This window comes from Marmoricola endophyticus (assembly GCF_014644415.1).
In the GTDB taxonomy this organism is placed as follows: Bacteria; Actinomycetota; Actinomycetes; order Propionibacteriales; family Nocardioidaceae; genus Marmoricola; species Marmoricola endophyticus.
Window position 1 is genome coordinate 2,551,143 of sequence record NZ_BMKQ01000001.1, and the last position, 25,238, is coordinate 2,576,380.

Here is a 25,238-nt window from a genome sequence, read left to right on the forward strand (position 1 = left end):
ACCCGTGCACCACACGGGTGTGCGGCGCCCTGCCCGTGACGCCGCGACCTAGGGTGCGCCCATGCGCGCGGTGAGCTGCTCCCACTCCAGCCTGTCGGTCGTCGAGCGGCCCGACCCCCGGCCCGGCAAGGGCCAGCTGGTGGTCCAGGTCCTCCGCGCGGGGATCTGCGGCTCGGACATCCACGCCCGTGACCACGCCGACGACCTGGACGCGGTGATGGCCGAGCTGGGCTACGCCGACTTCATGCGCAGCGACAACGAGGTCGTGATGGGCCACGAGTTCTGCGGGGTCGTGGTCGAGCGGGGCCCGAAGGCCGGCCGCGGCCTCGCGGTCGGCACCCCGGTGGTGTCCTTCCCGCTGGTCCGGGCGAACGGCACCGTCCACCTCACCGGGCTCTCCCCGCTCGCGCCCGGGGCGTACGCCGAGCGCGTCCTCGCCGAGGGGTCGATGACGTTCCCCGTCCCGAACGGGCTGGACCCCTCCGTCGCCGCGCTGACCGAGCCGATGGCCGTCGCCGGCCACGCCGTGAACCGCTCGGGGATCGGGCGCCGCGACGTCGCCGTGGTGCTCGGCTGCGGACCGATCGGGCTGGCGGTGATCTGCACGCTCAAGGCGCAGGGGGTCCGCACGATCGTCGCCAGCGACCTCTCGGAGGGGCGCCGCGAGCTCGCCCGGCAGTGCGGTGCGGACGTGGTCGTCGACCCGCGCGAGGACTCGCCGTACGACGCGGGCGCCGAGCACGCGGGGCGCCGCTACCTCTCGACCGCACCCGGGCTGCTCGAGCTCGCCGTCGGGTCGATGGAGAAGCTGCGGCTGCTGCCCGGCTGGACCCACGTCTACCGCGCCGCCGACCGGGCCGGTGCCGCGGCGCCGACGGGCCCCGTCGTCTTCGAGTGCGTCGGCAACCCCGGCATGATCGAGGGCGTGCTCACCGACGCCCCGCTGGCGAGTCGGGTGGTGGTCGTCGGGGTGTGCATGGGGCTGGACCGGATCCGTCCGGCGATGGCGGTGAACAAGGAGATCGACCTGCGCTTCGTCCTCGGCTACACGCCGTTGGAGCTCCACGACACGCTGCAGCGGCTCGCCGAGGGCAAGCTCGACGCCTCGCCGCTGGTCACCGGCACCGTCGGCCTGGACGGTGTGGAGCAGGCCTTCGACGTCCTCGGCCGTGCCGAGCAGCACGCGAAGGTGCTGGTCGACCCGGCCAGCGACGTGGTGGAGCTGGCACCTCGCTGAGCACCCGCCGGCCCGGCGTCGTACACAGCGTTCGTAGGCGTCGCGGGCGCGGATGGTGTGAGCCTTCTCGGCCTGTGTGCGCTGGGTTCGCGGGCCACCGCCTGTGCACCGTGGAGACATGTTTCCCGCACGTTTCGTCCGCCGCGCGACGCTCGCTGCGTCCCTCAGTGGAGCCCTGCTGAGCGTCACCGCCGCCCCGTCGCTCGCCTCCTCCCCGGATCGCGCGGAGCGGGCCTCGTCCTCCGACGGACACGCGCTGCTCGGACTGCAGCAGGGCGACGCCTCGACCGGGGACCGGCAGCAGCTCGGTCTGCTGTCGGTGCAGCGCCGCGACGGTGCGCGTCAGGCGCAGCTGCTGGGGGCGCAGCAGGATGCTGCGTCGGGCGAGCAGCAGCAGGTCGGGGTCCTCTCGAGCGAGCGTCGCGGCACCGCGAGCCAGGCGCAGCTGCTGGGTGCCCAGCAGAACGGCCGCTCGGGCGACCAGCAGCAGCTCGGCCTGCTCCAGCGCCAGTCCCGCGACGGACGTGCCCAGGACCAGCTCCTCGGCGGGCAGCAGCGCGCCGCCGACGGTCGCGAGCAGCAGGCCGGCCTTGCATCGACTTCCGGCCCGTCGGCGTCGCCGGGTGACCAGGGCCGGGTGCTGCCGATGACCCTGGGCGCGTCGCGATGACGATCGCCGACCGGCAGAGCGGGGTCGACGACGCCGGCGTGACGGCGCTGCCGCTGACCGCGGCGCAGCGCGGCCTGTGGTACGCCCACCAGCTCGCGCCGGACAACGGCGTCCTCAACATCGGCCACGTGCTCGAGCTGCACGACGACCTGGACGTCGACCTCTACCGGCGGGCGTGGCAGCGGACGCTCGACGAGGCGCAGGCGCTGCGGCTGCGCTTCGGGGTCGACGACGACGGGGAGCCGTTCCAGGTGGTCGTCGACGGCGCGGAGATGGAGATCCCCGTCGTCGACCTGCGTGACGAGGCCGATCCCGCCAGTGCGGCCGCGCGGTGGATGCAGGACGACCTGCGCCGTCCGCGCGATCCCCGCGAGGGCGACCTGTTCACCGTGGCCGTCCTGCGACTGGCCGACGACCACGTCTACTGCTACCAGCGGATCCACCACATCGCGCTCGACGGGTACGCCGCGACCCTGGTCATGGCCCGCGTGACCATGGTCTACAACGCCCTGCTCGCCAGCGAGGACGTCGGCGACGACATGGCTCTCCCGCTGTCCGCGCTCGTCGAGGAGGACCAGGCGTACGAGGGTTCCTCGGAGCAGCAGGACGACCGCGACTTCTGGACCGACCTGCTCGCGGACCGCCCGCCGCCGGGCACGCTCGCCGCGGACTCCGCGGGCCTGCCCACCCACCTGCTGCGCACCACGCAGACCCTCGACCCGGATGCGGTCGACCGGCTCAACGCCACCGCCGAGCGGATCGGCGTCTCACGGTCCTCACTGCTGCTGGCGGGCGTGGCGGCGTACCTGCACCGCGTGACCTCCGAGCGCGAGGTCGTGCTCAGCCTGCCCGTCCTCGCCCGCACGAGCGACACCTCGAAGCTCGCGCCGGGGATGGTCTCCAACGTGGTGCCGCTGCGGCTCGACGTGCGTCCCGAGACCACCGTGGCGGAGCTGGCCCGGCAGGTCTCGCAGCGGGTGCGCGCACTGCTGCCGCACCAGCGCTACCGACCCGAGGACCTGCGTCGCGACCTCGACATGCCGCGCGGGACCGCGCTGGGCGGAGTGGCGGTCAACATCCTCCCGACCGAGGGCGAGCTGTCCTTCGGCGGCGCGCCAGGAACGCTGCACAACCTCTCGGTCGGTCCGGTCGACGACATGTCGATCGTGGTCTCGCGCGCCCCGGACGGGCACGGGCTGACGGTCGACGTCGACGCCCACCCCGACCTGTACGACGAGGAGTCGCTCGAGCGTCACGGCGCCCGAGTCTCCTGCTTGCTGTCGGCGCTGGACGACGAGAGCGCGCAGGTCGCGTCGCTGCGGATCCGCACCGACGCCGACCAGCGCGCCGACGCTTCCGAGGCCGGCGTCGCCACCGACGTGATCCGGCAGACGACCCTGCAGGTCTTCGAGGCCCAGGCCCGGCGTACGCCGGAGCAGCGCGCACTCGTCTCCGCCGACGAGGTGCTCACCTTCGCCGACCTGGACCGCCGCGCGAACCGGCTGGCGCGCAAGCTCGTCCACCACGGGGCGCGGCGCGGCGAGGTCGTCGCGGTGGCGCTGCCCAGACGCGCACAGATCGCCGTCTCCCTGGTCGGGGTGCACAAGGCCGGGGCGGCGTTCCTCCCGATCGACCCCGCACACCCCACCGAGCGGATCCGCTCGATGCTCGAGGACGCGCAGCCCACCTGCGTGGTCACCGTCGAGGAGCTGCGCGACCAGCTGCCCGAGGACGCGCCGCTGCTGGTGCTCGACGACCCGGCCGAGGTCGAGGACGTCCTGCTGCGCTCGAGCGCGCCGCTGGAGGACGAGGAGCGCGGCGGGCGGGTGCAGCTCTCGGACCCGGCGTACGTCGTCTTCACCTCCGGCACCACGGGACGGCCGAAGGGGATCGTGGTCGAGCACCGTTCGCTGCTCAACCTGTTCGCCCACCACCGCGCCGAGGTCTTCGGGCCGGCGATCGCCGCGGTCGGTGGGCGCAGGCTGCGCGTCGCGCACACCACCGGGGTGTCCTTCGACGCCGCGTGGGACGGCGCGCTGTGGCTGGTCGACGGCCACGAGCTGCACTTCGTGGAGGAGCGCGTGATGCGCGACCCCGAGGCGCTCGTGGACTACCTGGTCGACAACGAGATCGACTCGATCGAGACCACGCCGACGTACCTCGACCAGCTGCTGGCCGGCGGCCTTCTCGGCGACGCCGGCGACAGCATCAGCGTCGTCGCGCTCGGCGGCGAGGCGGTGGGGGAGCAGTTGTGGGAGCGGCTCTCGGACCGTGAGGGACTGCTGGCGTACAACTTCTTCGGCCCGGCCGAGTCCACCGTCGACGTGGTCACCGCGCGGATCGGCGACCAGCGCACACCGAGCATCGGTCGCCCCGTGCACAACACGTCGGCCTACGTCCTCGACGGCTCGCTGGCGCGGACCCCGCTCGGCATCACCGGCGAGCTCTACCTCGCCGGCGAGGGCCTCGCGCGCGGGTACGTCGGCCGCCCCGACCTCACCGCCGAGCGGTTCCTCGCCGACCCGTACGGCCCTCCCGGCTCGCGGATGTACCGCACCGGCGACCTCGCCCGCTGGCGCGCCGACGGGACGCTGGACTTCGTCGGCCGCGTCGACCGGCAGGTCAAGGTCCGGGGTTTCCGGATCGAGCCGGCCGAGATCCAGGGCCGGCTGACCCAGCACGACGACGTGTCCCGCGCGGCCGTGGTCACCCGCGAGGACCAGCCCGGCATCCAGCAGCTGGTGGCGTACGTCGTGCCGACCCCCGGCGTGGCGGACGACGACCTCGACGCGGGGGAGCTGCGGACGCACGTCGCGGCCGCGGTGCCCGACTACATGGTGCCCAGCGCGTTCGTGGTGGTGCCCGAGCTGCCGCTGACCGTGAACGGCAAGCTCGACGAGGCCGCCCTGCCGGCCCCGGACGGCGCGGACAGCGCCGGCGGGCACGGGCGCAGCCCGCGCACTCCCGAGGAGCAGCTGCTGGCCGGGCTGTTCGCCCAGACCCTCGGCGTCGCACAGGTCAGTGCGGACGACGACTTCTTCTCCCTCGGCGGGCACTCGCTGCTCGCCACCCGACTGGTCAGCCGGATCCGCAACGAGGCCGGTGTCGAGCTGCCGATCCGGGCGCTGTTCGAGCACCCGACGGTCGAGGAGCTGGCCCGCGAGCTCGGCGAGGGCGGCGAGCGACGCCTGGAGCTCAAGGCGCACGAGCGGCCCGAGCGGCTGCCGCTGTCCTACGCGCAGCGGCGGCTGTGGTTCCTCAGCCGGCTCGAGCCGGACAGCACGTCGTACCACATCCCGGCGACGCTGCGGCTGCGCGGCGACCTCGACCTCGACGCGCTGCGCGAGGCCGTGCGCGACGTCGTGGAGCGTCACGAGTCGCTGCGCACGGTGTTCCCCGAGGACGAGGACGGCGACCCCTTCCAGCGGATCCTCGACCCCGGGGACGCGACGATCCCGATCAGGGTGCTCGACCCCGTGGACCGGGCGGACGCCGCCGAGGCGCTCGCGCCTGCCGTCGACCGCGCCTTCGACCTCACGGCCGACCTGCCGCTGCGGGTGACCGTGCTGCCGCTCGGCGAGCGCGAGCACCTGCTCTCCCTGGTCATGCACCACGTGGTCGGCGACGGCTGGTCGCTGGGGCCGCTGGCGCGCGACCTGTCGACGGCGTACGCCGCCCGGACGACCGGACAGGCGCCCGACTGGTCTCCGCTGGCCGTGCAGTACGCCGACTACGCCCTCTGGCAGCGCGACCTGCTCGGTGACGATGAGGACCCCGACAGCCCGATCAGCCAGCAGCTGGACTACTGGCGCGAGCAGCTCGACGGCGTCCCGCCCGAGCTGGACCTGCCGCGCGACCGCGCCCGGCCCTCCGAGTCCACCGGCGCCGGCGGCACCGTCGCGCTGGGAGTCCCCGCGCAGGTGCACGAGCAGCTGGCCGCGCTGGCCGGGGAGCACGACGTCAGCGTGTTCATGGTGCTGCAGGCCGCGGTGGCCACGTTGCTGTCCCGCCTCGGCGGCGGCACCGACGTCCCCCTCGGCGCGCCCATCGCAGGGCGCACCGACGAGGCGCTCGACGACCTGGTCGGCTTCTTCGTGAACACCCTCGTGCTGCGCACGGACCTCTCCGGGCAGCCGACCTTCGATGAGCTGGTGGACCGGGTGCGCCGTGCCGACCTCGACGCGTACGCCCACCAGGACGTGCCCTTCGAGCGCGTCGTCGAGGAGCTGAAGCCGGAGCGCTCGCTGAGCAGGCACCCGCTGTTCCAGGTGATGCTGGCCTACCAGAACCAGGCCGACGTCGTGCCCCGGCTGGGCGACCTCGAGGTCGAGGTCGACGACCTCAGCGGCCCGGTCGGCGCGAAGTTCGACCTCTCCTTCGACCTTGCCCCCGTCGAGGACGAGGACGGCACGCGGATCACCGGCACCGTCGAGTACGACGCCGACATCTTCGACGCCGCGACGGTGGAGGACCTGGCCCGGCGCTTCGAGCGGCTGGTCGCCGCGCTCGTGGCCGACCCGGGCGCGCCGGTCGCCGACGCCGAGATCACCGACGCGGAGGAGCGCGCCGCTCTGCTCGCCGCGCTGGACCGGACGGAGGAGACCACTGCGCGCGGCACGGTCCTCGACGCGGTCACGCGCCGCGTCGAGGGGGCGTCCGACGCCGTCGCCGTCTCGGGCGCCGGCGCCTCGCTCACCTGGGCCGAGCTGGACCGTCGCGCCGACGCGCTCGCGTCTGGGCTCGCCGCCCGCGAGGCCGCGGGCCGCGTCGTCGGTGTCGCGCTCGAGCGGACGCCGGACCTGCTGGTGGCGGTGCTCGGCGTGCTGCGGGCCGGAGCGACGTACCTCCCGGTGGACGTGACGCTGCCCGCCGGCCGCGTCGCCGACATCGTGGCCGACGCCGACCCGCTGCTGGTGCTCACCGAGGGTGCCGAGATGCCCGAGGGCACGACGACCGCGACGCTCGCCGAGGTCGAGGGAGCCGGGGATGCCGGCGGCAGCACCCCGCGGGCGCCGTCGCCCGAGGACGCGGCGTACGTCCTCTTCACCTCCGGCTCGACCGGCCGACCCAAGGGGGTCGTGGTCGAGCACGGCTCGCTGGCCAACCTGCTGGCCTCGCACCGGCGCCACCTCGTGGAGCCGCTGGTCGAGCGGCTGGGCCGTCCCGCCCGGGTCGCGCACACCACCGCGGTCTCTTTCGACGCCTCGTGGGACCCGGTGCTCTGGCTGCTCGCCGGGGCCGAGCTGGTGCTCGCCGACGACGACACCCGCCGCGACCCGCAGGCGCTCGCCGCGTGGCTGGCCGAGGAGCAGGTCGACGTGCTGGAGACGACACCGTCGTACGTCGGCGAGCTGCTCGGTCACGGCATCGACGACCTGGCGCTGGTCGCCCTGGGCGGGGAGGCCGTCGAGGCCGACCTGTGGACCCGGCTGCGCGAGTCGGGGCTGGCGGCGGTCAACCTCTACGGACCGACCGAGACCACCGTCGACGCGGTCACGGCCGACCTGTCGGGGTACGACGCCCCGGTGATCGGGCGGCCCGTCGACGGCGTGCGCGGCTACGTCCTCGACGACCGGCTCTCGCCGGTGCCGCCCGGCGTCGCGGGCGAGCTCTACCTCGCCGGCGCCGGCGTCGCCCGCGGCTACCTCGGCCGTCCGGACCTGACCGCCGAGTCGTTCCTGGCCGACCCCCACGGCGAGCCAGGCAGCCGGATGTACCGCACCGGTGACCTGGTCCGCACCGACGCCGAGGGCGTGCTCACCTTCCTGCGCCGCGCCGACGACCAGGTCAAGGTGCGCGGCTACCGCGTCGAGCCCGGCGAGGTCCGCGCCGTCCTGGAGAGCCACGACGACGTACGCCAGGCCGCCGTCCAGGTCCGCGAGGACGCCGCCGGCGCCGCACGCCTGGTCGCGCACCTGGTGCCCGAGCACGGTGACCCGGACGACCTCGACGTGGACGGCGTGCGCCGGCTCGTGCGCGACAGGCTGCCCGACTACATGGTGCCGACCGGCTGGACCACGCTGGCCACGCTCCCGCTGACCCCGAACGGCAAGCTCGACACCACCGCGCTGCCCGACCCCGAGGTCGGTGGCGACGGCGGGCGGGCGCCCGCGACGCCGCAGGAGGAGTCCGTGGCGCGGCTGTTCGCCGAGGTGCTCGGCACCGGCGACACTGACGGGATCGGCGCCGAGTCGAGCTTCTTCGAGCTCGGCGGGCACTCGCTGCTCGCCACGCGGCTGGTCAGCCGGGTGCGCTCCGAGCTGGGCGTCGAGCTGCCGGTGCGGACCCTGTTCGAGTCCCCGACGGTGGCCGGCCTGGCCCAGCGGCTGCCCGAGGCCGCGAGTGCGCGGACCGTGCTGGAGCCGCGCGAGCGGCCCGACGAGGTGCCGCTGTCGTTCGCGCAGCGCCGTCTGTGGTTCCTCAACCGGCTGGAGGACTCGGGCGCGGCGTACCACATCCCGATGGCGCTGCGGCTGCGCGGCGACCTCGACGCCGACGCGCTCGAGGCCGCGCTGGGCGACGTCGTCCGCCGCCACGAGGTGCTGCGCACGACCCTCCCGCTCGACGACGACGGCGAGCCGCACCAGGTGGTGCACGACCGCGGTCCGGAGCTGGAGCGGGTCACGATCGCCGCGGACGAGCTGGCCGCTGCGCTGCGCGAGCGCGCCGAGCGGCCGTTCGACCTGACCGCCGACCTGCCGCTGCGCACCGCCCTGGTGACGACGGGCGACGAGCACGTCCTGCTGCTGGTGGTCCACCACGTGGCCTCCGACGGCTGGTCGACCGGCCCGCTGGGCCGCGACCTGGCGACGGCGTACGCCGCCCGCGTCCGCGGCGAGGAGCCCGAGCTGTCCGCGTTGTCCGTGCAGTACGCCGACTACGCCCTCTGGCAGCGCGATCTCCTCGACGAGCAGGCCACCGACGACCAGCTGGCGTACTGGACCGAGCAGCTGGCAGCACTCCCCGAGGAGCTCGACCTGCCCACCGACCGGCCGCGGCCCTCGCAGGCGAGCGCGCAGGGCGGCGAGGTGCCGGTCGAGGTCCCTGACGACGTCGCGCACCGGCTGGCCGAGGTCGCCCGTGAGCGCGAGGCCAGCACGTTCATGGTGCTGCAGGCGGCGCTCGCCGCGCTGCTCTCGCGACTCGGTGCGGGCGAGGACGTGTCACTGGGCAGTCCCATCGCCGGCCGCACCGACGAGGCGCTCGAGGACCTGGTCGGCTTCTTCGTCAACACCCTCGTGCTGCGCACCGACCTGTCCGGCGACCCCGACCTGGGCACCCTCCTGGACCGGGTGCGCTCGACCACGCTGGACGCCTTCGCTCACCAGGACCTGCCGTTCGAGCGGCTGGTGGAGGAGCTGCGGCCCGAGCGGTCGCTGGCCCGGCACCCGCTGTTCCAGGTCATGCTCACCACCGACGCGGCGCCCGGTGCGGAGCTGGACTTGCCCGGGCTCGACGTCGAGGGCGGGTCGGTCTCCTCCCGCTCGGCCAAGTTCGACCTGTCCTGGACGATCTCCGAGGACGCGGACGGTGGCCTGGGCGGGACGCTGGAGTATGCCGCCGACCTGTTCGACGAGGTCACGGCGCGCGAGATCGCCGACCGGTTCGTCTGCTTCCTCGGCGACTGGCTGGCCGAGCCGGGGACGCCGCTGTCCGTGGTGCCGCTCGGCACCCCGGACGAGCCGCGCGCCGAGCTCGGCGGGCCGGCCGGCGAGCGCCGCTGGGGCACCGTGCTCGACGCCCTCACCGAGCGCGCGGCGGCCCAGCCCGACGACACCGCGCTGGACGCCGGCGACACGTCGTGGACGTACGCCGACCTCGTCGACCGGGTCGGGCGTGTCGCGGCCGGGCTGGCCGAGCGTGGCGCCGGTCGCGGCGACGTGGTCGCCGTGGCGCTGGCGCGCGGGCCGCAGAGTCTGCCGACGCTGCTCGGCGTGCTGCGCAGCGGTGCGACGTACCTCCCGCTGGACCCCGAGCAGCCCGCCGAGCGGACTGCGCGGGTGCTGGAGCGCTCCGGGGCCGTGCTCGTCGTGACCGGCGACGACGCCCCGGAGCTGCCCGACGGTCTGGCAACCGTCCGCGCCCAGGACCTCGACGGCACCGAGCCGCCCCCGGCACCTGCCGGGAAGGACGCGGCGTACGTGCTGTTCACCTCGGGCTCCACCGGCGAGCCGAAGGGCGTCGTGGTCGAGCACGCCGGGCTGGCCCGGCTGCTGGAGCACCACGAGGAGGCGCTGGTCGCCCCCGCGACCGAACGGGCCGGTCACCGGCTGCGGATGACGCACACCACGGCGCTCACCTTCGACGCGTCCTGGGACCCGGTCCTGTGGATGCTCGCCGGCGCCGAGCTGGTGCTCGCCGACGACGACACCCGGCGCGATCCCGAGGCGCTGGCCGCCACGGTGCGCGAGCAGCACGTCGACGTCGTGGAGACGACGCCGTCGTTCGCTACCGCGCTGCTCGGCCACGATGTCGGCGACCTGTCGGTCCTGCTGCTCGGCGGCGAGGCAGTGCCCCCGGCGCTGTGGCAGGACCTGCGCGAGCGTGCGGGGCTGCGGTCGGTCAACCTCTACGGCCCGACCGAGAGCACCGTGGACTCGCTGGTCGCCGAGATCGACGACCACGCCTCGCCGGTGGTCGGCACCCCGGTGCCCGGCACCCGGGCTCTCGTCCTCGACGACCGGCTCCGGCCGGTGCCGCCCGGCGTGCTCGGCGAGCTCTACCTCGCCGGCGAAGGCCTCGCCCGGGGATATCTCGGTGCGCCCGAGCAGACCGCCGAGCGCTTCGTGGCCGACCCGCACGGACCCGCCGGGGCTCGGCTCTACCGCACCGGGGACCTGGCGCGGATGCGCCGCGACGGAGCGCTGGTCTTCGGCGGTCGCGTCGACGACCAGGTGAAGATCCGCGGCTTCCGCGTCGAGCTCGGCGAGGTCGAGGCCGTGCTGGGGCAGGCGCCCGGCGTGGCCCGCGTCGCCGTCGTCGCGCGTGAGCAGGCAGGGGTCGCCGAGCTGGCGGCGTACCTCGTCGCCGCGGACGAGGTGGACCTCGACCCGGCCGACGTACGCCGCCACGCCGCCGCGCACCTGCCCGGCTACATGGTCCCCACCGCGATGGCGGTGCTCGACGACCTGCCGCTGACCCGCAACGGCAAGCTCGACCGCCGCGCGCTGCCCGAGCCGGAGCGCGCGGGCAGCACCGGTCGGCTCCCCGCGACGCCGCGCGAGCAGGCCGTGGCCGCGCTGTTCGGCGAGGTGCTCGGCGCGTCCGAGGTGGGCGCCGAGGACGGCTTCTTCGAGCTCGGCGGCCACTCGCTGCTGGCGACCCGGCTGGTGGCCCTGCTGCGTGAGCGGCTCGGGATCGAGCTGCCGGTCCGGGCGCTGTTCGAGACGCCCACCGTCGAGGGGCTGGCCCGCCGCATCGACGACGGAGGAGCGGAGGGCGCCGGCCTCGAGGTGCTGCTGGCGCTGCGCGAGGGCGGTGACGGCGACCGCGAGCCGCTGTGGTGCGTCCACCCGGCGCTCGGGCTGGCCTGGGGCTTCGCCGCGCTGCTGCCGTACGTCGCCGACCGCCCCCTGCTCGGTCTGCAGGTGCCCGGGCTGACCGATGACACGTCGCTGCCCGCCGGGCTCGACAGGCTGGTCGAGACCTACCTCGCGGTGGTCCGCGAGCGTCAGCCGGAGGGGCCCTACCACCTGCTCGGCTGGTCGCTGGGCGGCGTGCTCGCCCACCGGCTGGCGGCACGGCTCGAGGCCGAGGGGGAGGAGGTCGCCGACCTCACGCTCCTCGACTCCTACCCCGACGCCGAGCCGACGGCCCTGCCCGAGCAGCTCGACGCCGACGCAGCACGCGAGCTGCTCGGCGGGCAGGCGGGAGCGCTGGACGCGCTGGACGACACCGCGAGACAGCGACTCGTCGAGGCGTACGCCGCGACGTCGCGCTGGACCGCACACGCTGAGGGTGCGGACCCGGTACGGGCCCGCACCCTGCTGGTGGCGTCGACGGTCGACGCCGCCGACCCGCCCCTGGCCGAGCGCTGGGCCCCGCTGCTGGAGGGTCACCCGACCGTCCGGGAGATCGCGGTGGGCCACGACGACCTGATGAGCGTCGGCGCCGCCGCGCGGATCGGTCCCTGGGCCGATGCGCTGGTGGGTGGAGCCGACGTACCCGACGACGAAGGAGATGTGCGATGACGAACCCGTTCGACGACCCCGACGGCCGCTTCCACGTGCTGGCCAACGCTCTGGGCCAGCACTCGCTGTGGCCGACGTTCATGGACGTGCCCGACGGCTGGGAGGTGGTCGTGCGCGACGAGTCTCGCGACGCGTGCACCGAGTGGGTCCGCGAGCACTGGGACGATCCGGCCACGATCGGGGTGGGTCCGCGTGGTGACTGAGCAGAGCGCGCCCGCCGTCCGCGCCGAGGGTCTGGTCAAGGTGCTCGGCGGCCGTCGCGTCGTCGACGGCGTCGACCTGGAGGTGCCCGCCGGGACCGTGCACGCGCTGCTCGGCCCGAACGGTGCCGGCAAGACCACCACCGTGCGGCTGGTGACGACGCTGCTGCGCCCCGACGAGGGCACCGCAGTCGTCGCGGGTCACGACGTACGGAGCGCGCCGGACGCCGCCCGTGCCTCGCTGGGGCTCTCGGGGCAGTACTCCGCGGTCGACGAGCGGCTCAGCGGCTACGAGAACCTGCAGATGCTCGGGCGGTTGTACGGGCTCTCCCGTCCGGCTTCCCGTGACCGTGCGAACGAGCTGCTCGAGCGCTTCCGCCTCGACGACATCGGCCCGCGACGTGTCGGCGCCTACTCCGGGGGCATGAAGCGTCGCCTGGACCTCGCCGCCGCCCTGGTCGCGCGGCCGCAGGTCGTGGTGCTCGACGAGCCGACGACGGGTCTCGACCCGCGCAGCCGCCTGGACATGTGGGGTGTGATCGAGGACCTGCTGACCGACGGGGTCGCCGTGCTGCTCACCACGCAGTACCTCGAGGAGGCCGACCGCCTGGCGGACATCATCACCGTGATCGACGAGGGCAGGATCATCGCGCGCGGGACGTCCACCGAGCTCAAGGACCGCGTGCAGGGCTCCCGGCTGGAGGTCCAGGTCGATCCGGACTCCTCGCTGGAGACCGCCGCCGCCGCGCTGCGTCGGTCCGGGACCGGTGACTCGTCGGTCGACGAGCGGACCCGCCGGGTCGAGGTCGCCGTCGACGGCGGCCCGAGCGTGGCCATGCGCGCGCTGCGCGCGCTGGAGGACGACGGGGTCACCCTCACCGACGTCGCCCTGCACCGCAGCACCCTCGACGACGTGTTCCTGGCACTGACCGGCCACCCACCTGCGGAGGACGAGGCGGCGTACGACGAGGAGCCGGCGGAGGTCGCGTCGTGAGCGCGAGGACGGCGAGCACGGGCGTCCTGGCCGGGTTCGGCGACACGCTCCGCAACGGGAGCGTGCTGACGCTGCGCAACCTGCGCCACGTCGTGCGGATCCCGGGTCGGATCGTCACCGGGGTCGTGCAACCGGTGATGTTCGTCCTGCTCTTCGCGTTCGTTTTCGGCGGCAGCCTCGGCGGCGAGGAGTACCGCCGGTTCCTGATGGCCGGGATCTCCACCCAGACGATGGTCTTCAACGCGTCCTTCACCGCGGTCGGGCTGGCCAACGACTTCCAGACCGGGATGGTCGAGCGGATCCGCTCGCTGCCGATGTCGCCGCTGGCCGTCGTGCTCGGCCGGGCCGTCTCCGACCTCGTCGTGGCCGTCGCCTCGCTGGTGGTCACCGCGCTGGTCGGTCTCGCCGTCGGCTGGCGCATCCAGGACTCGATCGGGAACGCGGTGCTGGCGCTGCTGCTGCTGGTGCTCTTCGGCTTCGTGATGACGTGGGTGGGCGCCACGGTGGGCCTGTTCGCGCGCAGCGTCGAGGTCGCCCAGAGCGCGGGGCTTATCTGGCTGTTCCCCGTCTCGCTGGTCTCGACCGCGTTCGTCTCCGCTGCGAACATGCCCGGTCCGCTGAGCGTCGTCGCGGCCTGGAACCCCGTCTCCGCGGTGGCCACCGCGACCCGCGACCTGCTGGGCAACCCGACCCCCGCGTCGCTGCCGCAGCCGGACGCCTGGCCGCTGGAGCACGCGGGGCTGTACGCCGTGGTCTCCTCGCTGGTCGTGCTCGCGGTCTTCATGCCGCTCGCACTGGCCCGCTACCGCGCGCTCACCAAAGGCTGACCCAGGTCGCTGAGGGCTCGTCGGAGCCCCTCCGGAGGGGTGAGACGTGTCGAGGTGATGGGATCTGCTCATGCGTCGTGACGTCACCGCCCGCCTCGAGCTGGCTCTGTCCGGCCAGACCACGGCGTACCTGTCGATCGCGGCCGCCCTGCCCGCCCCGCTGGTAGCCGAGTCAGAGAGCCTGCTCGTCACCCTCGATGGGGAGCCGGTCGAGGACGTCACCGAGACGCTCGACGAGCACGGGTCGCGCTTCCACACCGTGCGCGCGGGCGCCGGCCTGCTGCAGGTCTCGTACGACGCCTCGGTCGCCGGCCGTGCCGACCAGGCGCCGTCCTCCGACCTGGACCTGCTGACCTTCGTCCGGCCCAGCCGCTACTGCGAGTCGGACGCGCTCGGCCCCACCGCGCGCTCGGAGTTCGGCGGCCTGACCGGGCACGACCTGCTCTCGGCGGTCAGCGAGTGGGTGCACTCGCGGATCAGCTACACCATCGGCTCCAGCGACCCCACGGACGGCGCGGTCCAGACGATGCTGGCCAGGCAGGGCATCTGCCGCGACTTCGCCCACCTGTGCGTGGCGATGCTGCGCGCCAACGACGTACCGGCCCGCACGGTCGCCGTCTACGCCCCTGGGCTGTCGCCGATGGACTTCCACGCCGTCTGCGAGGCGTGGGTCGACGGCGAGTGGTGCGTCGTGGACGCGACCTGGCTGGCCCCGCGGCAGTCGCTGCTGCGGATCTCGACGGGCCGCGACGCCGCCGACACGGCCTTCGTCACCACCATGGGTCCGGCCGCGATGCTGACCCACCTCGAGGTGGGCGCCGTCGTCGACGAGCTCCCCGGGGACGACTGGCGCCGGGTCGCCTACCTCCGCTGACCCGGCGCAGAGCAGCACCCCCCGCACCCCGACCCGGCGCAGAACTGCATATTGGGTGTATCGACCCGGCGCAGACCCGCACGACCGTCGCAGGACCTGCTGCCGACCTGCGTGACCCGTGCGTACCCGCCGATCTGTAGTTCTGCGCCGGGTCGGCATGCTCTTGCTGCGGTTCCGCGCCGGGTCACGTCATGCGGCTGTGACAGGTCTCGGCCAGGATGGCCCCATGAGCGAGTCGACGAGTGAGCAGACCGGCAGCCGTACGACCGAGCAGATGCTCGAGGCCGACCGGCGCGAGCCGGACGTCGCCCAGTTCGCCGGAGGCGTGTCCTCGGACGAGCAGCACGCGGCGCTGCGGGCCTCGGTACGCCAGCTCGGGCGGCTGCTGGGCGAGGCGCTGACCCGCCACGAGGGGCCGGAGCTGCTCGACCTCGTCGAGAAGGTACGCAGTCTCGCCCGTCAGCCCGACGACAAGGAGCTGCACGCGCTCCTCGACGGGGTCGACGACGCGACGGCGGTGGTGCTCGCGCGGGCGTTCACGGCGTACTTCCAGCTGGTCAACACCACCGAGCAGCTGCACCGCTGGCAGGAGCTGAGCGCAGGCGAGCAGGGCCCCCTGGCACGGACGGCGCAGCGCATCGGCGCCGCGCTGGAGGACGGCTCGCTCGGGCGCGACGAGGCGGAGGCGATCCTCGCCCGCCTGGAGTACCGCCCCGTCTTCACCGCCCATCCCACCGAGGCCAGCCGCCGCTCGGTGCTGGAGCTGCTGCGCCGGATCGCCGACCTCGTGCAGGCCGGCGAGGACCCGCGGGCGCGCGCGGCCGACGACCCGCTCGCGCAGCGCCGGATGGCCGAGCTGGTCGACATGCTCTGGCAGACCGACGAGCTGCGGGTCTCGCGCCCGGAGCCCAAGGACGAGGCGCGCACGGCGATCTACTACCTCGAGCAGATCGCGACCCAGGTGGTCCCGGACCTGCTGGCCGAGCTCGACCGCACGCTCGGCTCGGTCGGGCTGGTGCTGCCGCCGAGTGCCCGTCCGCTGCGGTTCGGCGCGTGGGCCGGCGGCGACCGCGACGGCAACCCCAACGTCACTCCCGAGGTCACCCTCGACGTGCTCGGCCTGCAGCACGAGATGGGGCTGCGGATCCTCGTCGGCCAGGTCGAGGAGCTGCTCAGCGAGATGGGCTCGTCCTCGCGCGTCGTCGCCGCGAGCGAGGAGCTGCTCGCCAGCCTGGAGGCCGACGCCGAGGCGCTGCCGATCACCCACCGGACGATCGAGCGGCTCAACGCCGAGGAGCCGTACCGCCTGAAGCTCTCGTACGTCCGCGTCCGGCTGCTGCGTACCCGCGACCGGCTCGCGAACGAGACGGCGCACGAGCCGGGCCGCGACTACGCCACCTTCGAGGAGCTGCTGGCCGACCTCTGCCTGGTGCGCGACTCGATGCTCGCCGGGGGCGACGACCTCACCGGCGACGGCGCGATCCTGCGGCTGATCCGGACCGCCGTCGCGATGGGTACCGGCCTGGCCACGCTCGACGTCCGCGAGCACTCCGAGAAGCACCACGCCGCGCTGGCCGAGCTGTTCGACCGGCTCGGCGAGCTCGACGTGCCGTACGCCGACCTCGACCGCGACGCCCGCACCGAGCTGCTGTCGGCCGAGCTGACCAGCCGGCGACCGCTGGTCGGGGCGTCGGCGGCCGACCTGGGTGAGGCGGCCACGGCGTCGCTCGGTCTGCTGCGGGCGATCGGCGCCGCGCAGGACGCGTACGGGCCCGACGTCGTGGAGACGTACATCGTCTCGATGACCCACGGCGTCGACGACATCTTCGGGCTCGTCGTGCTGGCCCGCGAGGCCGGGTTGGTCGACGCCGGGACCGACGAGCGGCCGGCGACGGCGCGGCTCGGGTTCGCGCCGCTGTTCGAGACGGTCGCCGAGCTGGAGGTGGCGGGCCCGCTGCTGGAGGCGCTGCTCGGCGACCCGGCGTACCGCCGCGTGGTCGCCGCGCGGGGTGACGTGCAGGAGATCATGCTGGGCTACTCCGACTCCTCGAAGGACGCCGGGATCGCCGCCTCGCAGTGGCAGGTGCACCGGGCGCAGCGGGCGCTGCGCGACATCGCCCGTGAGCACGGCGTCGTGCTGCGGCTCTTCCACGGACGCGGCGGGTCGACCGGTCGCGGCGGCGGTCCGACCGGCGAGGCGATCCTGTCCCAGCCCAACGGCAGCCTGGACGGTCCGATCAAGATCACCGAGCAGGGCGAGGTCCTCTCCGACAAGTACACCCTCCCGCAGCTCGGCCGGTGGAACCTCGAGACCGCCCTGGCCGCCGTGGTCGAGGCCTCGCTCCTGCACCGCACGTCGCTGCTGCCCACGGACCTGCTGGGGGAGTGGAACGCGACGATGGACGTCGTCGCCGCGCAGGGGCAGCAGGCGTACCGCGCCCTCGTCAGCGACGACGGACTCGTCCCCTTCTTCGTCGCGGCGACGCCGGTCGACGAGCTGGGCAACATGAACATCGGCTCGCGCCCCTCCAAGCGCCCCGGCGGCGACGGCGGTCTCGACGACCTGCGCGCGATCCCGTGGGTGTTCGGCTGGACGCAGGCCCGGATCATCCTCCCGGGCTGGTACGGCGTCGGCAGCGGCCTGGCCGCCGCGTGCGAGGACGGCCGCGCCGAGCTGCTCGCGCAGATGTACGGCTCGTGGCCGTTCTTCCGCACCTTCCTCTCCAACGTCTCCATGACGCTGGCCAAGACCGACCTCGACATCGCCGCGCGCTACGTCGAACGCCTGGTGCCCGACGACGCGGCTGGCCTGTTCGACCGGATCCGCGACGAGCACGCCCGGACGGTCCGGGAGGTCCTCGCCGTCACCGGTCAGGAGACGCTGCTGGAGTCGGCACCGGTGCTGCGCCGGACCCTGGAGCTGCGTGACTCCTACCTGGCTCCTCTGCACGCGCTGCAGGCCTCGCTGCTGGGGCGGCTGCGCGACGTTCCCGAGGGCGCCGAGCCCGACCCCGACCTCCAGCGGGCGCTGCTGCTGACCATCAACGGCATCGCCGCCGGGCTGCGCAACACCGGCTGAGTGCGGAGGGCTCGCTGCTCGACCACCGGTGGTGACCGAGCGCCAGCGAGGTGGTGCCCTGTGCCTGTCGAAGGGGAGAACGGCGAGACCTACGCTGCTGTCCGTCGGGCACTCAGAGGTCGAGGCTCAGCACTGCGGTGACGAGGTCGCCGAGCTCCAGCCCCTCGGCACGTCGTACGGCGGTCCTCACCGGTAGCAGGTAGTCGCCGTCCTTCGGCCACAGCGACGTCGTCCAGGTCGTGGCGCCGACCGTCGCGGCGACCGGAACCATGCCCCAGCCGTACGTCACTGCGCGGGCGACCTCGGCGATCTCCGCGCTGCGCTCCGCACCCGCGCTCAGGAAGTGGAACGGCGCCGGACCGCGCCACCACCAGAGCTCGCCGCTGATCTCGATGTCCACCCGGGTCCCCCGTCAGCTCGGCGCCAGGCTGCGGCCGATCCCCCGTGCGGCGACCTGGAGCGCCGCGACGAGGCGCAGCCGCTCGTGATCCGCACCGCGCCGGGGCGCGACCACGATCCCGAGCGCGGCGACGACGGCGTCACCGGCGCGTACGGGGACCGCCAGCGACGCGGCGCCGAGGCTCATCTCCTCCGAGGTGGTGGCGTAGCCGTCGGTCAGGACCGCGTCCAGCTGGCGCTGCAGGGTGCCGGGCGCGGTGATGGTGTACGCCGTCACCCGGGTCAGGTCGCCCAGCACCGCGGCCCGCACGGTGCTCGGCGCGTGGGCGAGCAGGACCTTGCCGACCCCGGTGGTGTGCAGCGGCAGTCGCGAGCCGATGGTGCTCACCACGGGCACCGAGGCGCTGCCGCCGAGCCGGTCGAGGTAGAGCACCTGCGTCTCGTCGCGCACGGCGAGGTGCACGGTCGCGAGCGTGGCGCCGTACAGGTCGTGCAGGAACGGCGAGGCCGTCTCCACCAGTCCCGCCTGCACCGGAGCGAGCATCGCGAGGTCCCACAGGCGCCGCCCGACGACGTAGTCGCCGGCCTTCGTCCGGGTCAGCGCGCCCCACGTCACCAGCTCGCCGACCAGCCGGTGCGCGGTCGGGACGGGCAGCCCGGCTCGCTGGGCCATCGCGGTCAGGGTCAGCCGACGGTGGTCGGGGTCGAAGGCCCCGACCAGCGCGAGCGCCCGGCTGGTGACGGTGTCGCCCGGGGCGGAGGTGTTGCCGGCCATGGGGACATGGTGCCCGCTCAGACGGTCTCCGGCCCCCGTGCGGGTACGACGACCAGAGCGCCGACGGCGAGCACGGCGGCGACCGCGAAGGCGTAGAAGCCCCACGGGTACGCGATGCCCGCGGTGACCAGCGCCCCGCCGAGGAAGGGCCCGACGATGGCTCCGATCCGCCCGACGCCGGCGGCGAGGCCGAGAGCCGTGCCCCGCATCGCGACGGGGTAGAGCTGTCCGACGAACGCGTAGACGAGCACCTGCGCGCTGAACACGAAGATGCCGGTGAGCAGGACGCCGACGTACACCAGCGCACTGCTCTCCAGCTTGATCGACAGCACGGCGAGGAACACCGCGGCCAGCGCGAACCAGGCCAGCACGGTCGGCTTGTTGCCGCGCGAGTCCGAGACCTGGCCTGCGATCAGCAGCCCGATGACGGCGCCGACGTTGAGGACCAGCAGCAGCCCGGTGCCCGCCTCGATCGAGTAGCCGGCCTCGCCCATGATCTTCGGCAGCCAGGTGTTCAGGCCGTAGACGAGCACCAGCCCCATGAACGAGGCGACCCACAGCCCGATGCTGATCCGCAGGTAGCCGCCCCTGACCACGTCGGCGCTGCGTCGGACGACGGCCGTGGCGGGGCCGTCGGCCCGGGCCGCGAGGTAGGACTCCGACTCCGGCAGCTTGGCCCACATCAGCGGCAGCGTCAGCAGCCCGAGCACGCCGCCGACCACGAACATGGACTCCCAGCCGAACGCGTCGACGAGCCACAGCGCCAGCAGCGCCGTGATCACGGCGCCGACGTGGTAGCCGGTCATCGTCCGGGTGACCGCCTTGCCGTTGCCGCCGGCCGGGGCGTGCTCGGACATGTACGCCAGCGCCGTCGGCAGGCAGGCGCCGAGGCCCAGGCCGGCGAGGAATCGCAGCACCACGAAGGTGGCGACGTTCGGCGCCACCGCGATCGCGATGGTCAGCACGGAGAAGACCGCGATGCTGGCCATCAGCGCACGGCGTCGGCCGAAGCGGTCGGTCAGGGGCCCGATCGCGATCGCGCCGAGCCCGACGCCGACCAGGCCGATCGTCGAGGCGGTCGTCAGCGAGGCGTCGGTGAAGCCGAGCGCTCCCTCGCGGGAGATCGTCGGGATCACGGCGCCGAGGACGACCAGGTCGAAGCCGTCCAGGGCGACGGCGACCCAGCACAGCAGGACCGGCCAGAAGCCGGGGTCGACGGGGGCGCGGCCGGGGGTGCGTGCGGGTGCGGGGGCGGTCATGGGCTCGATCGTGACAGCGGTCACAGAGGTGGAACGACGAGCGTCTTCCGCTGTGCGGAACCATGCTGCGCGCGGCCGGCCCGCCCCGACGCGTACGTTCGCCCTCGTGAGCGACCTGTTCTGGCCCGGCGACGCGCGGGCGGGCTCGTGCTGCAGCGAGGCGTCGTACGTCGCGGCGATGGTGCAGGTGGAGCGGGCCTGGCTGGCGGTGCTCGCCGACGCGGGGCTGACCACCGCCGCGCCGCTGCCCTTCGAGGGCATCGCTGCCGGCACGCTGGACGCGGAGTCGGCCGGCAACCCCGTGCTGGCGCTGGTCTCGACGCTGCGCGACCTCTCCGGCAACTCGTGGGTGCATCGCGGGCTGACCAGCCAGGACGTGGTCGACACGGCGCTGGTGCTGCTGCTGCGCGAGGCGGTGGCGACGGTGCGCGAGCACCTCCGGGCACAGGTCACGGCGCTCGTCGGTGTCGTCCGCGACCACCGCGGGACCCCGCTGGTCCTGCGGACCCTGACCCAGCCGGCCCTGCCCGGCACGGTCGGTGGCAAGGCGGCCGGCTGGCTGCACGCGGTGCTCGACCTGGTCGAGGAGCTGGACGCGCTGGTGTTCCCGGTGCAGCTCGGCGGTGCCGCCGGCACGATGGCCGCGGCCGTCGAGCTCGGCCTCGACCCGGCCGCCGCCCGAGCCGGGCTCGCGTCGCGCCTGGGCCTCGCCGACGCGCGCGCATGGCACACCGACCGTGCACCCGTGACCCGGGTGGGGGACGCGCTGGTCCGCTGCACCGACGCGTGGGGGCGGATCGCCTCCGACGTGCTCGCGCTGACCCGGCTCGGTCTGCTCTCCGAGGGCGCCGGCGGTGGCTCCTCGACGATGCCCGGCAAGGCGAACCCCGTCCGCTCGGTGCTGCTGCGGCGGGCCGCGATCGCTGCCCCCGGCCTCGCCTCGACCCTCCACCTGTCCGCCGCGCTGCAGGTCGACGAGCGTGCGGACGGCGCCTGGCACGCCGAGTGGGACACGCTGCGTCTGCTCGCCCGTCGTACGGTCGTCGCCGCTGCGCACGCCGACGACCTGCTGACCGGCCTCGTCGTCCACGCCGGCGCGGCGTCGGCCGACCTCGACGCCCACGACGTGCGCGGCGAGCAGCGCGCGATGGCTGACCTCGCCGGGCACCCCCCGGCACCGACCTACCTGGGCGAGACCGACCGTCTCGTCGACGACGCGCTCGCCCGAGCGGAGGAGCACCGATGATCCCTGGCATCACCGGCTACCGGATGACCGGCGCCGCCCACCGCGAGCAGCTGCCGCTGCTGGTGCTGGGGCCGTCGCTGGGCACGTCGGCGACGGCCCTGTGGACCGACTGCGCGGCCGGCGTGACGCCGTACTTCGACGTCGTGGCCTGGGACCTGCCAGGGCACGGGCACAACACGGGCGCCGCGGCCGAGTCGTTCACCATGGCCGAGCTGGCCGCGGGCGTGCTGCGGGTCGTCGACGACGTGCTCGAGCAGCGCGGCGAGGCCGGTGGCTCGTTCGCGTACGCCGGTGACTCGGTCGGCGGTGCCGTCGGCCTCCAGCTCCTGCTCGACCACCCGCGACGGATCGCCTCCGCGCTGCTCTGCTGCACCGCGGCGCGCTTCGGCGAGCCCTCCTCCTGGCACGAGCGGATCGCGCAGGTCCGGGCGAGCGGCACGGCCGCGCTCACGGCGTCCTCGGCCGAGCGCTGGTTCGCCCCCGGGTCGCTCGAACGGCACCCGGAGACGGGCTCGGCGCTGCTGCACGCGCTGCAGTCGACCGACGACACCGGGTACGTCCAGGTCTGCGAGGCGCTGGCCGACTTCGACGTACGTGACCGGCTCGGCGAGATCGCCGGCCCGCTGGTCGCGGTCGCCGGCGCCCACGACGTCGCGACCCCGCCGGAGCTGCTGACCGAGATCGTCGAGGGGGTCCAGGACGGCCGCCTCGTCGTGCTGGACGACGTCGCGCACCTGGCGCCGGCCGAGGCGCCGGAGCAGGTCGCGGCGCTGGTCCTCGAGGCCGCCGGGATCGAGGAGCCGTCCTCGCCGGCGACCTCCGAGCGGTACGACGCCGGCCTCGCCGTGCGCCGCGAGGTGCTCGGCGACGCGCACGTCGACGCCTCGCTGGAGAGGATCACCGACCTCACCCGCGACTTCCAGACGATGATCACCGAGTACGCCTGGGGCAGCGTCTGGACCCGCCCCGGGCTGGACCGCCGCAGCCGGTCGATGATCACCCTGACGGCGCTCGTCGCCCGGGGCCACCACGAGGAGCTGGCCATGCACCTGCGTGCCGCGCTGCGCAACGGGCTCACCGTCGAGGAGATCGGCGAGGTGCTGCTGCAGTCCGCGATCTACTGCGGCGTGCCCGACGCCAACACCGCGTTCCGGATCGCCCAGGAGGTCCTCGCCGAGGAGGCGTGAGGCAGTGCGGCGTTTCGCTGCGGAGCGGGTGCCGCGGCGGGGATGATCGCCCGGTGCCTGCGCCGACCGGATCCTCGCCCCGACGCTCCCGCACCGTGCTGACCGGGATCAGCTCGCGCGCGTGGGAGCACCCGGCGGACCGCGGCGCGCTGATCGCCATGCGGCGGCTGCGCGGTTTCGACACCATCCTCAGAGCACTGTCGTCGATGGTGCACGAGCGCGGCGTGCGCCTGGAGCTCCTGGGCTCCGCGGTCCGGGTCGACGAGCGCCAGTTCGGACGGCTGCACCGGCTCCTGGTGGAGGCCTGCACCACGCTGGACGCGCCGAGCGTGCCCGCGATGTACGTCGTCGCCGACCCGTACCTCAACGCGCGCACCCTCGGGCTGGACCGGCCCAGCATCGTGGTCAACTCCGCGCTCGTGGACCTGCTCAGCGAGGAGGAGCTGCGGTTCGTCATCGGTCACGAGCTCGGCCACGCACTCAGTGGCCACGCGGTCTACCAGACGATGCTGGAGTGGATCCTCAGCCTCAGCGGGCTCCTCAGCGCGATCCCGGTGGGCGGGATCGCCTTCCGGGTGATCCAGAGTGCACTGCTGGAGTGGTCGCGGAAGGCGGAGCTCTCCGCCGACCGCGCGGGGCTGCTGGCGACCCAGGATCCGCAGACCGCGTTCCGGGTCCACATGCAGCTGGCCAGCGGTGGGCACCTCGAGGACCTCGACACCACGTCGTTCTTCGCGCAGGGAGCGTCGTACGACGCCGACGGCGACCTGCGCGAGTCGTTCCTGAAGGTGACGATGCTGGCCGAGCAGACCCACCCGTTCGCGGTGATCCGGGCGACCGAGCTGCGCCGGTGGGTGGAGTCGGGCGAGTACACCGCGTACCTCTCCGGCGCGTACCCGCGACGTGAGGACGACCCGACCGCGTCCGTGAGCGATGCCGCTCGCGATGCCGCCCGCGGCTACGCGACCGCCTTCGCCCAGACGGGCGATGCGTTGGGCAAGCTCGTGCACGACAGCGCGGGCGTGCTCGGCACCCTCAAGGGCTGGTGGGACGAGCGCTGGGGCCGCGAGGGCTGACGTGCCCGTCCGTGCGGCTCTCGCTACGACCGACGCGATCTGCGGAGGAGGCAGCCGGCGACGGCGCAGCACGCGGCGGCGACCGCGGTGGCGAGCGCCGGGCCCGTCTGGTCGAGGAGCGTCTGGATGCCGAGCGAACCCACGCTCTGGCCGAGAGCCAGCGCCACGAAGAGGGTCGAGGTCGCTGCTGCAGCGCCGGTGGGCCGTGACTGGCGAGCGATGAGGATCAGGGTGCTGGACATGCTCATGTACGCGAAGCCGAAGACGGCCATCGCGAGGTAGGCCCACCAGGCCTGGCCGGTCTGCTCGGCCAGGATCAGCGTGAGCAGCGCGACGACGAGCAGGCCACAGAGCAGGCGCCACGCGCGCGTGGTGCCGAGGCCATCGGCGAGGAGGGAGGCCGTCGGGCCGAGCAGGCCCCCGAGCCCGAGGGCGATCCACAGCCACGCGACGTCCGGGGAGGCCACGGTCCCGGCGCCGTCGAGGATCAGCGGTCCGTAGCTCCAGACCAGGGCGGTGCCCAGGCCGACGAGCACGGCCGCGCTCGCCGGCCGCAGGAGCGCCCGAGCGGCGCCGGCCTCGGACGGGCCGGGCCGGGTGCGCCCGGAGGCGGCCACGGTGCCGGCCGAGGGCGATGCCAGACGCGCCGAGCGGCTCGGGACCAGGGCGCTCAGGGTGCACAGTGCGGCCATCACCAGCCAGGTCAGGGCGATCGACCACCCTGCGAAGCCGATCAGGCCGGCGACGACGAGGCCGACCGCGGTCCCGGTGTTGACCGTCGCCTGGACCAGGCTCGCCAGCGGCGGCGCGACCCGGGCATCGACGAGGCGGACGAGAGCGGGCGAGGCGAAGCCGGCCCCGAGCCCGGCGACGAACGCCGCGGCGACCAGCAGCCAGGGATCGCGCGCCAGCGCGATGCCCACGCAGCCGGCCGTCGCGGTCAGTCCGGCCAGGACGACGCCCGGCCCGGGCCTGCGGTCACAGAACCCGGCTGCGCCGACGGCCGCGAGGCAGTACGCGAAGAACTGGGCGGAGGCGGCGAGCCCGAAGCCGCCGGCCACGGCTGGCCGTTCGGCCGCCAGTCGCGGCCCGAACAGGCCGACCCCGAAGCGGGCCAACCCGTACGTCGTGGCGATCAGCATCGTCGCGGCCACGGCCAGCACGACCGGCCGCACGACGTCACTCCCGCGGGCGCCGACTCCGGGGGTCGACGACCTCGGGACGA

At 74.3% G+C, this 25,238-nt stretch carries 15 protein-coding genes; 11 read left to right on the plus strand and 4 right to left on the minus strand.

The genetic code is table 11. The annotated features are described in order from the left end of the window. The first annotated feature begins 61 nt into the window (after nucleotides 1–61). From IEX42_RS12550 to ppc, 8 genes are all read left to right on the plus strand, one after another. Nucleotides 62–1,237, plus strand: coding sequence for a zinc-binding dehydrogenase (locus tag IEX42_RS12550; RefSeq protein WP_188780070.1), 1,176 nt, complete (start codon nucleotides 62–64; stop codon nucleotides 1,235–1,237). A gap of 118 nt (nucleotides 1,238–1,355) precedes the next feature. Next, complete coding sequence (locus IEX42_RS12555; RefSeq protein ID WP_188780071.1) at nucleotides 1,356–1,907, plus strand: hypothetical protein; 552 nt, start codon at nucleotides 1,356–1,358, stop codon at nucleotides 1,905–1,907. Next, nucleotides 1,904–12,097 carry a non-ribosomal peptide synthetase gene (locus IEX42_RS12560; RefSeq protein ID WP_188780072.1) on the plus strand — a complete coding sequence of 3,398 codons (10,194 nt, stop codon included), beginning with the start codon at nucleotides 1,904–1,906 and terminating at the stop codon, nucleotides 12,095–12,097. The genes IEX42_RS12555 and IEX42_RS12560 overlap by 4 nt, the downstream gene beginning before the upstream one ends. After that, on the plus strand, nucleotides 12,094–12,300 hold the full coding sequence (locus tag IEX42_RS12565) for an MbtH family protein (protein WP_188780073.1): 207 nt from the start codon (nucleotides 12,094–12,096) through the stop codon (nucleotides 12,298–12,300). Before IEX42_RS12560 ends, IEX42_RS12565 begins: the two co-directional genes overlap by 4 nt. Further along, on the plus strand, nucleotides 12,293–13,291 hold the full coding sequence (locus tag IEX42_RS12570) for an ATP-binding cassette domain-containing protein (protein WP_188780074.1): 999 nt from the start codon (nucleotides 12,293–12,295) through the stop codon (nucleotides 13,289–13,291). Before IEX42_RS12565 ends, IEX42_RS12570 begins: the two co-directional genes overlap by 8 nt. Next, entirely contained in the window at nucleotides 13,288–14,118 is an 831-nt protein-coding gene (locus IEX42_RS12575) for an ABC transporter permease (RefSeq protein WP_229660832.1), read from the plus strand. Before IEX42_RS12570 ends, IEX42_RS12575 begins: the two co-directional genes overlap by 4 nt. 70 nt (nucleotides 14,119–14,188) lie before the next feature. After that, entirely contained in the window at nucleotides 14,189–14,992 is an 804-nt protein-coding gene (locus IEX42_RS12580) for a transglutaminase-like domain-containing protein (protein WP_188780075.1), read from the plus strand. A gap of 226 nt (nucleotides 14,993–15,218) precedes the next feature. Further along, the gene (gene ppc / locus IEX42_RS12585) at nucleotides 15,219–18,071 is read left to right on the plus strand and encodes a phosphoenolpyruvate carboxylase (protein ID WP_188780076.1); all 2,853 of its coding nucleotides are present in this window, start codon (nucleotides 15,219–15,221) and stop codon (nucleotides 18,069–18,071) included. Nucleotides 18,072–18,183: 112 nt separating this feature from the next. On the opposite strand, the gene IEX42_RS12590 is transcribed toward ppc, so the two are convergent. Genes IEX42_RS12590 through IEX42_RS12600 form a run of 3 tightly spaced genes read right to left on the minus strand, consistent with a single transcriptional unit; the run spans nucleotide 18,184 to nucleotide 20,504 of the window. Beyond that, nucleotides 18,184–18,471 carry a DUF1905 domain-containing protein gene (locus IEX42_RS12590; protein WP_188780077.1) on the minus strand — a complete coding sequence of 96 codons (288 nt, stop codon included), beginning with the start codon at nucleotides 18,469–18,471 and terminating at the stop codon, nucleotides 18,184–18,186. A gap of 12 nt (nucleotides 18,472–18,483) precedes the next feature. Beyond that, nucleotides 18,484–19,245: an IclR family transcriptional regulator gene (locus IEX42_RS12595; protein ID WP_188780078.1), complete on the minus strand. Its 762-nt coding sequence runs from the start codon at nucleotides 19,243–19,245 to the stop codon at nucleotides 18,484–18,486. 17 nt (nucleotides 19,246–19,262) lie between these two features. Continuing rightward, a complete protein-coding gene (locus IEX42_RS12600) occupies nucleotides 19,263–20,504 on the minus strand; it encodes an MFS transporter (protein WP_188780079.1) in 1,242 nt (413 codons plus the stop codon). A 106-nt stretch (nucleotides 20,505–20,610) separates the two neighbouring features. Between IEX42_RS12600 and IEX42_RS12605 the strand changes: the two genes are divergently transcribed. The 3 genes from IEX42_RS12605 to IEX42_RS12615 are packed head-to-tail and all read left to right on the plus strand — an operon-like array spanning nucleotide 20,611 to nucleotide 24,013. After that, entirely contained in the window at nucleotides 20,611–21,750 is a 1,140-nt protein-coding gene (locus IEX42_RS12605) for a lyase family protein (RefSeq protein ID WP_188780080.1), read from the plus strand. Continuing rightward, the gene (pcaDC, locus tag IEX42_RS18365) at nucleotides 21,747–22,937 is read left to right on the plus strand and encodes a bifunctional 3-oxoadipate enol-lactonase/4-carboxymuconolactone decarboxylase PcaDC (RefSeq protein ID WP_188780081.1); all 1,191 of its coding nucleotides are present in this window, start codon (nucleotides 21,747–21,749) and stop codon (nucleotides 22,935–22,937) included. Before IEX42_RS12605 ends, pcaDC begins: the two co-directional genes overlap by 4 nt. A gap of 53 nt (nucleotides 22,938–22,990) precedes the next feature. After that, complete coding sequence (locus IEX42_RS12615) at nucleotides 22,991–24,013, plus strand: M48 family metallopeptidase (RefSeq protein ID WP_229660833.1); 1,023 nt, start codon at nucleotides 22,991–22,993, stop codon at nucleotides 24,011–24,013. 23 nt (nucleotides 24,014–24,036) lie between these two features. Here the strand turns inward: IEX42_RS12615 and IEX42_RS12620 are convergent, their stop codons facing one another. Beyond that, nucleotides 24,037–25,188: an MFS transporter gene (locus IEX42_RS12620; RefSeq protein WP_188780082.1), complete on the minus strand. Its 1,152-nt coding sequence runs from the start codon at nucleotides 25,186–25,188 to the stop codon at nucleotides 24,037–24,039. Nucleotides 25,189–25,238: the final 50 nt, after the last annotated feature.